At 60.9% G+C, this 13,426-nt stretch carries 14 protein-coding genes and 1 pseudogene; 8 read left to right on the top strand and 7 right to left on the bottom strand.

Going from position 1 to position 13,426, the window contains the following annotated elements; all coding sequences use genetic code 11:
* Positions 1 to 58: 58 nt before the first annotated feature.
* Positions 59 to 253: pseudogene (locus RHE_RS34150) on the bottom strand (hypothetical protein); the annotation flags it as partial.
* Positions 254 to 358: 105 nt separating this feature from the next.
* Between RHE_RS34150 and RHE_RS20950 the strand changes: the two are divergent.
* From RHE_RS20950 to RHE_RS20930, 5 genes are all read left to right on the top strand, one after another.
* Positions 359 to 2,113, top strand: coding sequence for an alkaline phosphatase (locus RHE_RS20950; RefSeq protein ID WP_011427280.1), 1,755 nt, complete (start codon positions 359 to 361; stop codon positions 2,111 to 2,113).
* Between the two features lie 93 nt (positions 2,114 to 2,206).
* Complete coding sequence (locus RHE_RS20945; RefSeq protein ID WP_011427279.1) at positions 2,207 to 2,668, top strand: hypothetical protein; 462 nt, start codon at positions 2,207 to 2,209, stop codon at positions 2,666 to 2,668.
* Positions 2,669 to 2,673: 5 nt separating this feature from the next.
* Positions 2,674 to 3,366 (top strand): ABC transporter ATP-binding protein, encoded by a 693-nt coding sequence (locus RHE_RS20940; protein ID WP_011427278.1) that lies wholly within the window; start codon positions 2,674 to 2,676, stop codon positions 3,364 to 3,366.
* Positions 3,363 to 4,634: an ABC transporter permease gene (locus RHE_RS20935; protein WP_011427277.1), complete on the top strand. Its 1,272-nt coding sequence runs from the start codon at positions 3,363 to 3,365 to the stop codon at positions 4,632 to 4,634. The genes RHE_RS20940 and RHE_RS20935 overlap by 4 nt, the downstream gene beginning before the upstream one ends.
* Positions 4,635 to 4,875: 241 nt before the next feature.
* A complete protein-coding gene (locus tag RHE_RS20930) occupies positions 4,876 to 6,762 on the top strand; it encodes an MFS transporter (RefSeq protein ID WP_011427276.1) in 1,887 nt (628 codons plus the stop codon).
* A 41-nt stretch (positions 6,763 to 6,803) separates the two neighbouring features.
* On the opposite strand, the gene lpxE is transcribed toward RHE_RS20930, so the two are convergent.
* Together lpxE and leuB are read right to left on the bottom strand one after the other, a co-directional pair.
* Positions 6,804 to 7,556, bottom strand: coding sequence for a lipid A 1-phosphatase LpxE (gene lpxE / locus RHE_RS20925; protein WP_187331703.1), 753 nt, complete (start codon positions 7,554 to 7,556; stop codon positions 6,804 to 6,806).
* Positions 7,557 to 7,730: 174 nt separating this feature from the next.
* Positions 7,731 to 8,843 (bottom strand): 3-isopropylmalate dehydrogenase, encoded by a 1,113-nt coding sequence (gene leuB, locus RHE_RS20920; RefSeq protein WP_011427274.1) that lies wholly within the window; start codon positions 8,841 to 8,843, stop codon positions 7,731 to 7,733.
* Positions 8,844 to 9,086: 243 nt separating this feature from the next.
* On the opposite strand from leuB, the gene RHE_RS20915 reads away from it, so the two are divergent.
* On the top strand, positions 9,087 to 10,019 hold the full coding sequence (locus RHE_RS20915; protein ID WP_011427273.1) for a pyridoxal-phosphate dependent enzyme: 933 nt from the start codon (positions 9,087 to 9,089) through the stop codon (positions 10,017 to 10,019).
* 62 nt (positions 10,020 to 10,081) lie between these two features.
* Here RHE_RS20915 and leuD read toward each other — a convergent pair whose 3' ends face one another.
* The 3 genes from leuD to RHE_RS20900 all read right to left on the bottom strand — a co-directional run bounded on the left by leuD (position 10,082) and on the right by RHE_RS20900 (position 11,583).
* A complete protein-coding gene (gene leuD / locus RHE_RS20910; RefSeq protein WP_011427272.1) occupies positions 10,082 to 10,690 on the bottom strand; it encodes a 3-isopropylmalate dehydratase small subunit in 609 nt (202 codons plus the stop codon).
* A gap of 133 nt (positions 10,691 to 10,823) precedes the next feature.
* Positions 10,824 to 11,243 (bottom strand): VOC family protein, encoded by a 420-nt coding sequence (locus RHE_RS20905; protein ID WP_011427271.1) that lies wholly within the window; start codon positions 11,241 to 11,243, stop codon positions 10,824 to 10,826.
* Between the two features lie 106 nt (positions 11,244 to 11,349).
* The gene (locus RHE_RS20900) at positions 11,350 to 11,583 is read right to left on the bottom strand and encodes a hypothetical protein (protein ID WP_011427270.1); all 234 of its coding nucleotides are present in this window, start codon (positions 11,581 to 11,583) and stop codon (positions 11,350 to 11,352) included.
* Positions 11,584 to 11,695: 112 nt separating this feature from the next.
* Here RHE_RS20900 and RHE_RS20895 point away from each other — a divergent pair, with 112 nt between their 5' ends.
* Positions 11,696 to 12,601 (top strand): HpcH/HpaI aldolase/citrate lyase family protein, encoded by a 906-nt coding sequence (locus RHE_RS20895; RefSeq protein ID WP_011427269.1) that lies wholly within the window; start codon positions 11,696 to 11,698, stop codon positions 12,599 to 12,601.
* Complete coding sequence (locus RHE_RS20890; protein WP_009996762.1) at positions 12,601 to 12,807, top strand: DUF1737 domain-containing protein; 207 nt, start codon at positions 12,601 to 12,603, stop codon at positions 12,805 to 12,807. Before RHE_RS20895 ends, RHE_RS20890 begins: the two co-directional genes overlap by 1 nt.
* A gap of 22 nt (positions 12,808 to 12,829) precedes the next feature.
* On the opposite strand, the gene RHE_RS20885 is transcribed toward RHE_RS20890, so the two are convergent.
* Positions 12,830 to 13,267: a metallopeptidase family protein gene (locus RHE_RS20885; protein ID WP_008528622.1), complete on the bottom strand. Its 438-nt coding sequence runs from the start codon at positions 13,265 to 13,267 to the stop codon at positions 12,830 to 12,832.
* Positions 13,268 to 13,426: the final 159 nt, after the last annotated feature.

Below are 13,426 nucleotides of genomic sequence, written 5' to 3'. Positions count from 1 at the left end.
ACGGTTCGCGTCTTCCTGTCCCCAGCCGAGCCGGGGAGAGAGCGGCAGGCCAGAGACGTCAGACGGTTTTCGTCGTTGTTTTGGCCTTGGTTTTGGAAGAAACCGGAACGGCAATATCCACCCCGGCAACCCGTGCCCGGTCATCGCATGCGGCAATGGCGTGTTCGTCGCGAACCATGGAGATTCCTTTTCCGCTGTTGCTCTTAGAAGGTTTTCCACAGGAGTCAAGGTTTTTGCGTGAGCAGACAGCAGGTCAAAAGGGGCAGCCGCAAGCCCGGGTGTTTTGTCATGCCGCTGTCATGCCCGGGAGATATCCCAACCCGGTTGTTAATGTCTGCAACGAAAACGGGGGGTTTCCATGCGTATGCTTCTCGCCGCCTTTGCGGCCACTACCATCCTCGCGGGCGCCGCTCAGGCGACGACAGTCTATCCGCTTGATCGCGCGACGATCCTTGCCGGCTCCCCATTCGATTTCAAGGTCGAGCTCAACAAGCAGGTCAAGCCGGAAGATGTGAAGGTCACGGTCAACGGTCAGGATTACAAGACTGTCCTTGGGGGCGAAGCACAGTTCATCGAGCTGGAAAAAGGCAAGGAAGACAAGGCCCTCGGTTCCGCTCTTCTGCTCCGCGGCCTGAAGATCTCCGCACCCGGCGCCTACAAGATCGAGGTCTCCGCAGGCGATGAGACGAAGTCGGTCACCTGGGACGTTTACGAAACAGCCGCTCAGCCGAAGGCCAAGAACATTATCTTCCTGCTCGGCGACGGCCTTTCCGTCGCGCATCGCACCGCCGCCCGCATCATGTCCAAAGGCATGACCGAGGGCAAAGCGAACGGCCGCCTGAACATGGACGATCTCGATCATATGGCTTTCATCGGCGCGTCAGCGACGAATGCCGTTGCCACGGACTCGGCCAACACCATGTCGGCCTTCATGACGGGGCACAAGACGGCCGTTAACGCGCTCGGCGTCTATGCGGACCGGACACCGGCCGCACTCGACGACCCGCGCGTCGAAACCTTTGGCGAGGCCGTTCGCCGCACGACGAAGAAGTCGATCGGCATTGTCGCGACGTCCGAAATCGAGGATGCGACGCCGGCTGCGGTCGTTTCCCATACCCGCAGCCGCAACGAAAAGGCCGACATAGTCGGCATGCTGCTCGAGGTGAAGCCGGAAGTCATTCTCGGCGGCGGCTCGGCCTATTTCCTCGGCAAGGAAGTCGCCGGTTCCAAGCGCAAGGACAACCAGGATTACATCAAGCTGTTCCAGGATGCCGGCTACAAGCTCGCGACCGACAAGAACGAGCTTGCAGCCAATGCATCGGCTGACGGAAATCTCCTCGGTCTCTTCCACACCGGCAACATGGACGTCACGCTTGATCGCGAATTCCTGAAGAAGGGCACCGTCGAGAAGTTCCCGAACCAGCCGGGTCTCGTCGAGATGACCAAGGTTGCGCTCGATCGCCTCTCGAAGAATCCTGACGGCTTCTTCCTGATGGTTGAAGGTTCCTCAATCGACAAGATGTCACATCCGCTCGATTGGGATCGCGCCGTCATCGACACCATCGAATTCGACAAGGCGATCGGCCTCGCCCGCGAATTCCAGAAGGCGCATCCGGATACGCTGATCGTCGTCACCGGCGACCACACCCATGGCGTTTCGATCATCGGCACCGTCGACGACGAGAAGCCCGGCACGGAGATGCGCGAAAAGGTCGGCACCTATGCCGAAGCCGGCTTTCCGAACTACAAGGATGAAAATGGCGACGGTTATCCCGACAAGGTCGACGTCAGCCGCCGCCTATTCCTCAGTGCCAACAACGGCCCGGATCATTATGAGACGTTCCGTCCGAAGCTCGACGGTCCTTTCGTTCCGGCTGTCCAGAACGAGAAGAAGGAATATGTCGCCAACGAACAGTATAAGGATGTTCCCGGCGCCGTCTTCGTCCAGGGCAATCTGCCGAAGAGCAGCGAGAGCGGCGTTCATGCCGTCGATGACGTCGTCCTGCAGTCGGCCGGTCCGGGTGCCGAAGGCTTCCATGGTTATATGGAACAGAGCGACGTCTATCGCGTGCTCGCCGACACCTTCGCCCTCGGCGCCAAGCAAACGAACTGATCTCTAGACGCAAGGCCGCTTGCCGGCCTTGCGTCTTTCGTCGATCATGGTCCCGGCCGTTCACCGGCCGGGATTTGTTTCCTGGAGGTCGCCATGGACATATTCTCTTCGCTGTATCTCAGCCGCCGCCGGCTGATCGGCGCTGCCGTTGCGCTCCCCTTCACCGCTCACGCCGTTCGTGCCGCCGGCGCTTTGCTCTCCTTCGACGAGCTCTATGGCAAGTTCGGCGTGCTCGGTCTTGAGTTCTCCGATAAGGTCAAGCGCCTCGCCGGCCAGGAAATCAGCATGAAGGGCTTCATGGCGCCGCCGCTGAAGGCCGAGGCGCAGTTCTTCGTGCTCACCGAAGTGCCGATGTCGCTCTGCCCCTTCTGCTCTTCCGATGCGGACTGGCCTGACAATATCGTCGTCGTCTATCTCGGGGAGAAGCAGACCTTCGTGCAGCCGCGCCAGACGATCGAAGTGCGCGGCACGCTGGAATATGGTTCCTGGACGGATCCGGAAACCGGTTTCGTCAGCCTGCTGCGCATCCGCCAGGCCGAATATTTCGCCGTGTGAACCCGATGCTCGCGCTCGATATCGAAAACCTTGATGTCACCTTCCCGGGGCTCGCCTCGCCGGCGCTGGCGATCGGCCGCCTGTCGATCGAGGCCGGCAGCAGGGTCGCCATCATGGGAGCATCAGGCTCCGGCAAGAGCACCTTCGTCAATGTCGTCACCGGTCTGGAGCGGACGCGGCAGGGCCAGATCCGCTGGAACGGTGAGGATATTGCCGGCTTTTCCGAAAGCCGGCGCGACCGGTTCCGCGCCGCCAATATCGGCCTTGTCATGCAGGAGTTTCATCTTTTCCCAGGTCTGTCAGCACTTGAAAACGTGCTTCTGCCCGCCCGGCTTGCCGGCGCCGCCACGGCCGCCGCCATTGAGCGGGCGCATGCGCTTTTGAACACGGTCGAACTTTGCCGTCCCGGCCAGAAGATCGAGACCATGTCGCGCGGCGAGATGCAGCGGGTGGCGATCGCCCGCGCGCTGCTGCGCAAACCCGGCGTCATCATCGCCGACGAGCCGACTGCAAGCCTCGACGCCGAAAGCGGCGAGGCCGTCGGCGATCTCATCCTCGATCTTGCCAATGCCGAAGGCAGCACGCTGATCATCGTTTCCCACGATCAGCGGCTCGCCGGCCGTCTCGACCGGCGCATCACGCTCAGCTCCGGTCGAATCAGCAAGGATGCCATTACCGCTGCGGGGGAGGCCGCATGATCCGCTTCATTTGCGCCGATCTTCGCCGCCTGTGGGCGGGATCGCTGGTTGTCGTGCTCCTTGTGGCGTTTGCGACCGCGCTCGGCGTCTCCGTGGTCCTGCAGGAGCGGGCGCTTCGCCTCGGCAGCGCGCGCGCCGCCGATAAGTTCGACCTCGTCATCGGCGCCGGCGGCAGCGAGACGCAGCTCGTGCTCTCCTCCGTCTTCCTGCAGCCCTCGCCCCTGCCGCTGATGCCGGGCGAGGTGCTGGCAAGACTTGCCACCGATCCCCGGGTCGACTGGGCGGCGCCGATCGGCTTCGGCGATTCCTTCTCCGGCTACCCGATGGTCGGCACGACGACAAAAATGTCGAACAAGCTGTCCGGCGACTTTGCTGAAGGCAAGGCTTTCACGCATGAGGGGGAGGCAGTGATCGGCTCCGCGGTCAGGCTTTCGCTCGGCGATGAAATCAAGCCGATGCATGGTTCGGCGGAAGAAGGGGGCGAAACCCATACCGAACTCGCCTACAATGTCGTCGGCCGCTTGCGGCCGACGGATAGTGCCTGGGATCGGGCGATTCTCGTTCCCATTCAGGCGGTCTGGCACATTCACGGGCTGGAAGCAGAGGAGCATGCGGATGGCGCCGAGGAGACCGAAGGCGATCATGATCATGCCGGCGCCGAGCATGACGAGCATGGTCAACACGGCGCGCTCGATCCGGATGCGACGCTGAACGAGACCTGGGCCGCAGATGCTCCAGGCCTTCCGGCGATCCTCGTCAAGCCGAAAACGATCGCCGACGCCTATAAGCTCCGCCAGGACTATCGCAACGGCAACACCATCGCCGTCTTCCCCGGCGAGGTGCTAACCAGTCTTTACGCCACGCTTGGCGATGCCAAGCAAATCCTTGTTGCGGTCGCTTCCGGCGCACAAGCTCTCGTCGCGGCGTCGCTGGTGCTGGTCACAGTCATCCATATCGGCCAGCGCCGTCGCCAGATCGGTGCGCTCAGAGCCTTCGGCGCCCCGCGCGGCGCGATCTTCGGCATCGTCTTCCTTGAATTCTTCTTCCTGGTGGCAGTCGGCATAGCGCTTGGGTTTGCACTCGGTTTCGCCGCGGCGCTGACCTTGTCCGGCTTGCTCTCCCAGACCAGCGGCATCGCCATGCCGGTTGGCTTCGCCCGGGAAGATGCCGGGCTTATGGGAGTGTTGCTTGCCTTTGCCGGCATTCTCGCCGCATTGCCGGCGGTGCTTGCCTACCGGCAATCGCCGGCGCAGGCGCTGAGGGCGTAGCAGGCCCCTTCGCAACCGGCTGAAACCGTCCCGCCGCCAGATGTCATCACCCGGCAGGAGGGCTGAGCCGCGCTCCGATGCGAGTGATGGAACGCGCGCTCGTTAGACTAAAGTCATAATCCCAAAGCATCTCTCTTTGCGGACTGTCTTTTCTGGCACACTCTCGTCAGGCGTGTCGCGGGGGTATGCTTTGAGGAGAGTAGGCCGCGCGCGTTGCTCATCACTCTGTGGAGGACAGACAATGGCAAATGTCGCAAGCATCGACGGCACGAAGGCCGGTCCGATGACGGGCGAGGAGAAGAAGGTCATCTTCGCCTCTTCGCTCGGTACCGTTTTCGAATGGTATGATTTCTATCTCTACGGTTCGCTCGCCACCTATATCGGCGCGACCTACTTCACCCAATATCCCGAGGCGACGCGCAACATCTTCACGCTGCTCGCCTTTGCCGCCGGCTTCCTGGTGCGCCCCTTCGGTGCGCTGGTGTTCGGCCGTCTCGGTGATCTCGTCGGCCGCAAATACACCTTCCTGGTGACGATCCTGATCATGGGCATGTCGACTTTTCTCGTCGGTATCCTGCCGGGAGCCGCCAGCATCGGCATCGCAGCCCCGATCATCCTGATCGGCCTGCGCCTGCTGCAGGGATTGGCGCTCGGCGGTGAATATGGTGGTGCGGCAACCTATGTCGCCGAACATGCGCCGAACGGCCGGCGCGGCTATTTCACCTCATGGATTCAGACGACGGCAACGCTCGGCCTGTTCCTGTCGCTGATCGTCATCATTCTCGTTCAGTCGCTAATGGCTCCGGCTCAATTCGCCGCCTGGGGCTGGCGCATCCCGTTCCTGGTCTCGGTCGTCCTGCTCGGTATTTCCGTCTGGATTCGCCTGAAGATGAACGAATCGCCGGCGTTCCAGCGCATGAAGGCGGAAGGCAAGGGCTCCAAGGCGCCGCTGACCGAAGCTTTCGGGCAGTGGAAGAACGCCAAGATCGCACTCATCGCGCTTCTCGGTGCCACCATGGGCCAGGCGGTCGTCTGGTATGGCGGCCAGTTCTATGCGCTGTTCTTCCTGCAGAACGTGCTGAAGGTCGACCTATTCTCGGCCAATGTCATGGTCGCTATTGCGCTCTTCCTCGGCACGCCATTCTTCGTCATCTTCGGCGGCCTTTCCGACAAGATCGGCCGCAAGCCGATCATCATGGCGGGCCTTCTCATCGCGGCGGTGACCTATAATCCGCTGTTCAAGGCGATGACCTGGACGGCAAACCCGGCACTTGCCGAAGCGCAGGCCTCGATCCGTGCAACAGTTACGGCCGATCCGGCGGACTGCAAGTTCCAGTTCAACCCGACGGGCACGGCGAAGTTCACCAGCTCCTGCGACGTGGCGACGGCGTTCCTGACAAAGAACTCGGTGCCTTATGACGTCGTGCCCGGCCCCGCCGGACAGCCGGCGACGGTGAAGGTCGGTAACGCGACGGTCCCGAGCTTCGACGCCGCTGCCGCCGGCGACAAGGCGAAGGGCATGACCGCCGCTTTCGAAAAGGGCGTCAACATTGCTCTTCACGATGCCGGCTACCCGCTGAAGCGCGGCGTCGCCAAGGTGCCGGATGCCAAGCTCGATGCCTTTATCGCCGCCAATCCGGAACTTGCGCTCAATGCCGAGGCCGTACGCACCGGCGAGAAGGAAATCATGCCGGCAGCCAAGCTGGTCGAAGGCAAGCTGCTGACGGCGGACGAAGCCAATGGCGTCACCGACATGGCGGTCTACAACATCGCCAATGGCGGCACCTTCGCCATGGTCGCCGACCCCGCCCGCGTCAACTGGGTTGGCACGGTTGCGATTCTCTTCGTCCTCGTCCTCTATGTGACGATGGTCTACGGCCCGATTGCAGCCCTTCTGGTCGAGCTCTTCCCGACCCGTATCCGCTATACCGGCATGTCGCTGCCCTATCACATCGGCAACGGCTGGTTCGGCGGTCTGCTGCCGGCGACGGCCTTCGCGATGAGCGCTGCCGCAGGCGATATCTATTACGGTCTCTGGTACCCGATCGTCTTTGCGGCGATCACCCTTGTCATCGGCGTGATCTTCCTGCCGGAGACGAAGAACAGGGATATCCACGCCCTGGATTGATTACGCGATCGAGCTTGAGAAACTCGAAAAAGGCCCGGCGCTCACAAGGCGCCGGGCTTTTCGATGTCGGGGAAAAGGCGTTTTGCGAGTGGCCAGCCATCCGGCGCCAGTTTGAAGAGCAGGCCACAACGGGCATAGACGATCGCCGTTAGCAGCGAAAACCAGCCGCCGAAGGCAAGACCGGCGATGACGTCGCTCGGATAATGGGCGCCGACCATGACACGTGTCATGCCGAGCCAGATGGCGCAGGCGATAAAGGCAACACGGTAGCGCGGAAACAGAAGCGCAAAGGCGGCGAAGAAGGCGCCGACGGTTGTGGAATGGCCGGAGGGAAAACTTTCAAAAGCGGCATGGCCCGAAAAGGGCGTGAAAGAAAACATGCCGTAATCGTGGAAGTGATCGGGACGCGCCCTTCCAATCGCCCGTTTCAGGAGATTGGCGAGAAGTCCGGAGAAGACGACTGTCGTGAAGAGATAGGCGCCGATCCAGCTGACATAAAGCGCCTGCGCCTTGGAGCGCGCCGTCTTCAAAAGCTTGTAACCCGCCTTGCCCTGAAAGAAGAGCAGAATGCTGATGCAGATTAGCCAGGCGGAATCGCCGAAGCCGGTCAGCAGCTCGCCGAGCTCCTTCACCGCCGCAGGGCGTTCGCTGGCGCCGACCGGGGCATCGAAGAGCAGCATGGAAAGAGCCACGGCATTGATGGTGATGAAGAGGCAGGCCTGCCAGCGCAAGGGCGGCATGCCAACGCTGCCGCGGCGCCAGCGCCTATCAAGGGAAGCCCAAAATGCCCGCATCCTGTCGTCCGTTCGATTTGCCGGGTTAAAATTCGGCGCAAAATACACGAGATTGTGGCTGAGAATAGCCCGTTTCGGATATTTCGACCGACCCGGTTGCGGCTGCTCGGCCTCACATGAAAAAGCCCTCCGCACGCGTGACGCGGAGGGCGGCATTGTTTCACGTGAAATATATCAGGCGGAAAGCGCCTTGAACTCGGCGAGGATCGCCTCGCCCATCTCGACGGTGCCGACCTGCCTGCAGCCGTCGGCCATGATGTCGCCGGTGCGGATGCCCTTGTCGAGCACGTTGGCGATCGCCTTTTCCAGGTCGTCGGCTTCCTTGACCATATTGAAGGAGTAACGCAAGCACATGGCGAAGGAGGCGATCATGGCGATCGGATTGGCAATGCCCTTGCCGGCGATGTCGGGGGCCGAGCCGTGCACCGGCTCGTAGAGCGCCTTGCGCTTGCCGGTCTTACCATCCGGCGCACCGAGCGAGGCCGAGGGCAGCATGCCGAGAGAACCGGTCAGCATGGCGGCGACGTCGGAGAGCATGTCGCCGAAAAGATTGTCGGTGACGATGACGTCGAACTGCTTGGGCTGACGCACGAGCTGCATGCCGCCGGCATCGGCCAGCATGTGTTCGAGCTGAACGTCGGAATATTTCGCCTTATGCGTTTCGGTCACCACCTGGTTCCAGAGCACGCCCGACTTCATGACGTTGCGCTTTTCCATGGAGCAGACGCGGTTCTGGCGTGTGCGGGCCATTTCGAAGGCGACGCCGGCGATGCGTTCGATCTCGTAGGTATCGTAGACCTGCGTGTCGATGCCGCGCTTCTGGCCGTTGCCGAGGTCGATGATCTCCTTCGGCTCGCCGAAATAGACACCGCCCGTCAGCTCGCGGATGATCAGGATGTCGAGGCCCTCGACCAGCTCCGGCTTCAGCGAGGAGGCCGAGGCGAGCGCCGGGTAGCAGATGGCGGGACGCAGGTTTGCGAAGAGCTGCAGGTCCTTGCGCAGGCGCAGGAGGCCGGCTTCCGGGCGCACTTCGTAAGGCACGCTATCCCATTTGGGACCACCGACCGCGCCGAAGAGAACGGCGTCGGCGGCAAGCGCCTTCTGCATGTCGGCTTCCGAGATCGCCGCCCCATGGGCATCGTAGGCGCAACCGCCGACAAGGCCTTCGTCGGTGACGAAACCGGCATCCATCGCCTCGTTCATATAGGCGATGATCTTGCGGACTTCGCCCATCGCCTCGGGACCGATGCCGTCACCCGGCAGCAGGAAAAGATTGCGCGCAGTCATGAAACCCTCCTGGAAAAACAAGTTGCGGCTTCTTAGACCCCGGAAATGGGCATTTCAAGCGAGAGAAGGGTTGAATCGGTACGCTTCAATCTCTGCATCGCCCCGATTTTTCGCTCGATGCAGAGATTGAAAGTGTCAGCGCTTTTGCACGTCTGAAGGCACGGGCCATGTAGTCACGATGGTTGCTCCTGTGCGGTCAAACGGATTAGAACAATCGTCTCACTTCATTTCCTGGATGTTCCCATGGCTTCAGCATCCCTGCATCTCGACACGCCCCTGGCTCAGACATCCCCCCGCTATAGCGCCAGCGGCAAAGCGCTCTGGCTGAAGCTCGATGCGCTGCAGCCTTCCGGCAGCTTCAAGCTGCGCGGCGTCGGCCGGCTGTGCCAGCATGAGGTAGAAAATGGCGCGCGCGAGATCTTCTGCGCCTCCGGCGGCAATGCCGGCATTGCCGCGGCCCATGCCGGCCGGGCGCTCGGTGTGCCCGTCACGATCGTCGTGCCGGAGACAACGGCGGTCGATGTGCGGCAGACGATCGCCGCCACCGGCGCGAATGTGCTCGTCCACGGGTCGGTTTTCGATGAAGCCAACGACCACGCGGTCGCCCTCGCCCGCAGCCGCGAGGCGACCTACGTGCACCCCTTCGACCATCCGCTTTTGTGGGATGGCCATGCGACGCTGATCGACGAGGTGGTGGCGAAGGGTGCGGCATTCGATTGCGTCGTTACCAGCGTCGGCGGCGGCGGGCTGCTTGCCGGCATCGTCGCGGGGCTGAGGCGAAACGGCCTTTCCGACGTGCCCGTCATCGCAGTCGAAACCGAAGGGGCAGCTTCATTCCATGCGAGCCTCGAGGCCAATGATCGCATCTCGCTTCCGGCGATCACCTCGATTGCGACGTCGCTTGGCGCGCGGCAGGTGGCGCAGCATGTCTTCGACCTGCCGAAACAGCATCCGATCGAAAGTGTGCTCGTCAGCGATGCCGATGCCGTTGCCGCCTGTCTGAAATTTGCCGATGCGCATCGCATCTTGGTCGAACCGGCCTGCGGGGCGGCGCTTGCCGTTGCCGATGTGCATGCCGGGCTGCTGTCGCGCTTCGATAATCCGCTCATCGAAATCTGCGGCGGCATCGGCGTATCGCTGGAAAAGCTGAGGCTCTGGCAAGAGAAGTTTCTCTGATCTTGATGTCAGAGAAAAAGCCGGGCGAAAGCCCGGCTTGATCAATCGCAATGCGTCAGGCTTTAAGCAGCCCAGGGGTGCGAAGCGGCGTTCTTCTTTTCGAATTCGTCGATCGCCTTGCCCTTTTCCAGGGTCAGGCCGATATCGTCGAGGCCGTTCAGCAGGCAGTGGCGCTTGAACTCGTCGAGATCGAATTTGATCGAGCCGCCGTCGGGGCCGGTGATTTCCAGATTTTCCAGGTCGACGGTCAGGATGGCGTTGGAGCCGCGCGAGGCGTCGTCCATCAGCTTGTCGAGGTTTTCCTGGCTGACCTTGATCGGCAGGATGCCGTTCTTGAAGCAGTTATTGTAGAAAATGTCGGCGAAGCTGGTGGAGATCACGCAGCGAATGCCGAAATCGAGCAGCGCCCAGGGAGCGTGCTCGCGCGAGGAACCGCAGCCGAAATTGTCGCCGGCGACCAGGATCTTGGCATCGCGATAGGCCGGCTTGTTCAACACGAAATCGGGATTCTCGGAACCGTCTTCATTGTAGCGCGCTTCGGCGAACAGGCCCTTGCCGAGACCCGTGCGCTTGATGGTCTTCAGATAGTCCTTCGGAATGATCATGTCGGTGTCGATGTTGACGACCGGCAGGGGCGCTGCAACGCCCGTGAGCTTCACGAATTTATCCATGACCCATGCTCCATTTCAGCAAATGTACTTTCCTGATGTGCATCTAGTCCAGTTTTTTGCCGAAATGAAGGAGAATCTTTCCAAAAGGGCGGCCACGCGGCGTTTCGCGCGGCCCGCCCATGGAATGCGTCTCTTATTTGCTCGGCGCGTTCAAGCCCCAGAGCACCCCGAACGGATCGCGAAGCTGGCCGTAGCGGTCGCCCCAGAACATCAGCTCGACCGGCATGACGACTTCGGCGCCGGCCGCAACCGCGCGGTCCCACCAGAAATCGATGTCATCGGTAACCAGCTGAATGGCGAACCCTTCGTGGCCTTTGAAGGCATGGCCATATTCGGGATAGGCATCAGCCAGCATGAGGGAGCTGCCGTTGATATAGAGATGAATATGCATCGTCCGGCCGCTCTCGTCGACCGGCACCCTGTGGGCCTCTTCGGCGCCGAAGGCCTTCTTGTAGAATTCCGCGGCCTTCACCGCGCCGTCGACTGTGAGATAGGGAAGCAGGCCATTCTTCACTGGCGGCAACTTGGCCGGTTTGTTTTCCGTCGTATCCATGCTCGTCCTCCATCGTTTTTGAGCGCCGGCTGAATGCCCGGCTGCTTCAAAGACGTATCATGGAAGCATGATCCGACAGTGTCGGTGATTTTTTTGAAAGCAGGCCTCAGAGATCGATGATCGTGCCGCGGCCGTCGTTCCAGACGCGCATCTCCGGCTTGCCATTGTTTGCCTTGGCGCGGACCGGAGCGGGCTTCATCTTCATCGAAAGCGCGCGCCCGACCATGAGCACGGTCAAGATGCCGCCGACGGCAAGCGTCACCGAGAAGGTGAGAAGCAGCATGGCGACAAAAAAGGTGGCGCCGGCAAGCATGAAGAAGATGGAGCGAATGTTCTGCATGGTTTGAGACCTTTCTACAGAAAGGAATGTGGTCCTTCCTTTTCCTCTCTGCAAGGCAAGCATGGCTTTTTGTTGTCTTGCCGGGTTTTGCGAAGCTTGGCACTAATGGATGATGAAAGAAAGCAAACCTCTCCGCTCCTCAAGTCTGCGCCGCTCGGTGCTGAGTGTGCCCGCCATCAATCTCCGGGCGCTCGAAAAAAGCCGTTCCCTTGATTGTGATGCGGTTATTTTCGATCTGGAGGATTCCGTCGCTCCTGAGAAGAAGGAAGAAGCGCGGGAAAATCTGAGACGTTTTTTTGCCGGGCCGCCGCTGGAGGGCAAGGAAAGGATCATCCGCATCAATTCTTTGTCGTCCGAATTCGGGCCGGCGGATCTCGATCTGGTCAAGGAAGTTTCGCCCGATGCCGTCCTGCTGCCGAAAGTGGACGAGCCGCAGGATGTCACTGATGTCGGCGACCTGCTGACGGAAGCGGATGCGCAGGAGGAAGTGCGAATCTGGGCGATGATCGAGACGCCGCGCGGCGTGCTGAATGTCGGGGCGATCGCCGAATTCGGCCACACCCCGGGATCGCGGCTCGATTGCCTCGTCGTCGGCCTCAATGATCTGCGCAAGGAAACGGGCGTCCTGCCGCAGCCGGGGCGGACCTATCTCGTGCCGTGGCTGATGCAGGTCATTCTGGCGGTCAAGGCCTATGGACTCGATGCGCTCGACAGCGTCTTCAACGATTTCCGCGATGGCGAAGGCTTCGAGGCGGAATGCGGACAGGGTCGCGCCATGGGCTTTGCCGGCAAGATGCTGATCCATCCCACGCAGATTGCGGCCGCCAACCGGCATTTCGGTCCGAGCGCGGAGGAGATTGCCGAAGCGCAGGCAATCATATCAGCCTTTGCCGATCCGGCTGCCAGGGGCCTCAACGTCATTAATGCGAACGGGCGGATGATCGAGCGGCTGCATCTTGTCCAGGCCGAAGCTCTGGTTCATAAAGCTCGCCTGATTTCTGCAAGAAAGCCCGCCTGATGAAACTCTATCGCTTCCTGACCGGCCCCGACGACGCTTCCTTTTGCCACAAGGTCACTGCCGCCCTGAACAAGGGCTGGTCGCTGGAGGGTTCGCCGACCTATGCCTTCAATGCCGCAACCGGCGCGATGCAGTGCGGCCAGGCCGTCGTCAAGACCGTCGAAGGCAAGGATTACGATCCGGAGATGAAACTCTCCGAGCAGTAAGACTTAATTCCAGGATAGACGTCTAACGCTCCGCGGCTTCTTCGGCGCTGGCCTCGATCCGCTCCATATCATCGTCGCTCAGCCCGAAATGGTGGCCGATCTCGTGGATCAGGACATGGGTGATTATATCGCCCAGCGTCTCGTCATTCTCCGCCCAGTAATCGAGAATGGGGCGCCGGTAGAGGCGGATGCGGTTCGGCATTTCGCCGGTTTCCACGGTAAAACGTTCGGAAATGCCCCTGCCCTCGAAAAGGCCGAGCAGATCGAAAGGGGTTTCGAGCGCCATGTCCTCGAAAACATCGTCATCGGGGAAATCCTCGATCTCGATCGTGAGATTGGTCGTCAGCTGACGGAATTCATCGGGCAGATGGCTATAGGCCTCCATGGCCAGCGACTCGAAAGTGCTGATCGTCGGCGCATGGCGGTCCCGCCAATCATCGCTCTGGTCTATGCGGGCCATGAATGTTCCTTCCTTTGCGGGCCCATATAGAACCTTTATCGCCGATTTTCGAGTGCGGAATCAAAGGCAGGAATAAATTCATAGAAAATGGTGGTTGACTCTTCTTTCTCTCTCTGGAATCCATAAGAACATAACAGGAACAAGACGGATCGGAGTAAA

Source organism: Rhizobium etli CFN 42, assembly GCF_000092045.1.
GTDB classification, from domain to species: Bacteria; Pseudomonadota; Alphaproteobacteria; order Rhizobiales; family Rhizobiaceae; genus Rhizobium; species Rhizobium etli.
The sequence above is the reverse complement of the archived record's forward strand: the minus strand, read 5'-3'. Positions and strand labels throughout refer to the sequence as shown.

Excerpts from the sequence above, each read along its gene's own strand:
- RHE_RS20900 (WP_011427270.1), bottom strand. The coding sequence starts at position 11,583 with ATGCAGAACATTCGCTCCATCTTCTTCATGCTTGCCGGCGCCACCTTT.
- RHE_RS20905 (WP_011427271.1), bottom strand. The coding sequence starts at position 11,243 with ATGGATACGACGGAAAACAAACCGGCCAAGTTGCCGCCAGTGAAGAAT.
- RHE_RS20895 (WP_011427269.1), top strand. The coding sequence starts at position 11,696 with ATGAAAGAAAGCAAACCTCTCCGCTCCTCAAGTCTGCGCCGCTCGGTG.
- lpxE (WP_187331703.1), bottom strand. The coding sequence starts at position 7,556 with ATGCGGGCATTTTGGGCTTCCCTTGATAGGCGCTGGCGCCGCGGCAGC.
- RHE_RS20890 (WP_009996762.1), top strand. The coding sequence starts at position 12,601 with ATGAAACTCTATCGCTTCCTGACCGGCCCCGACGACGCTTCCTTTTGC.
- RHE_RS20935 (WP_011427277.1), top strand. The coding sequence starts at position 3,363 with ATGATCCGCTTCATTTGCGCCGATCTTCGCCGCCTGTGGGCGGGATCG.
- RHE_RS20915 (WP_011427273.1), top strand. The coding sequence starts at position 9,087 with ATGGCTTCAGCATCCCTGCATCTCGACACGCCCCTGGCTCAGACATCC.
- RHE_RS20930 (WP_011427276.1), top strand. The coding sequence starts at position 4,876 with ATGGCAAATGTCGCAAGCATCGACGGCACGAAGGCCGGTCCGATGACG.
- RHE_RS20950 (WP_011427280.1), top strand. The coding sequence starts at position 359 with ATGCGTATGCTTCTCGCCGCCTTTGCGGCCACTACCATCCTCGCGGGC.
- leuB (WP_011427274.1), bottom strand. The coding sequence starts at position 8,843 with ATGACTGCGCGCAATCTTTTCCTGCTGCCGGGTGACGGCATCGGTCCC.
- RHE_RS20885 (WP_008528622.1), bottom strand. The coding sequence starts at position 13,267 with ATGGCCCGCATAGACCAGAGCGATGATTGGCGGGACCGCCATGCGCCG.
- RHE_RS20945 (WP_011427279.1), top strand. The coding sequence starts at position 2,207 with ATGGACATATTCTCTTCGCTGTATCTCAGCCGCCGCCGGCTGATCGGC.
- RHE_RS20940 (WP_011427278.1), top strand. The coding sequence starts at position 2,674 with ATGCTCGCGCTCGATATCGAAAACCTTGATGTCACCTTCCCGGGGCTC.
- leuD (WP_011427272.1), bottom strand. The coding sequence starts at position 10,690 with ATGGATAAATTCGTGAAGCTCACGGGCGTTGCAGCGCCCCTGCCGGTC.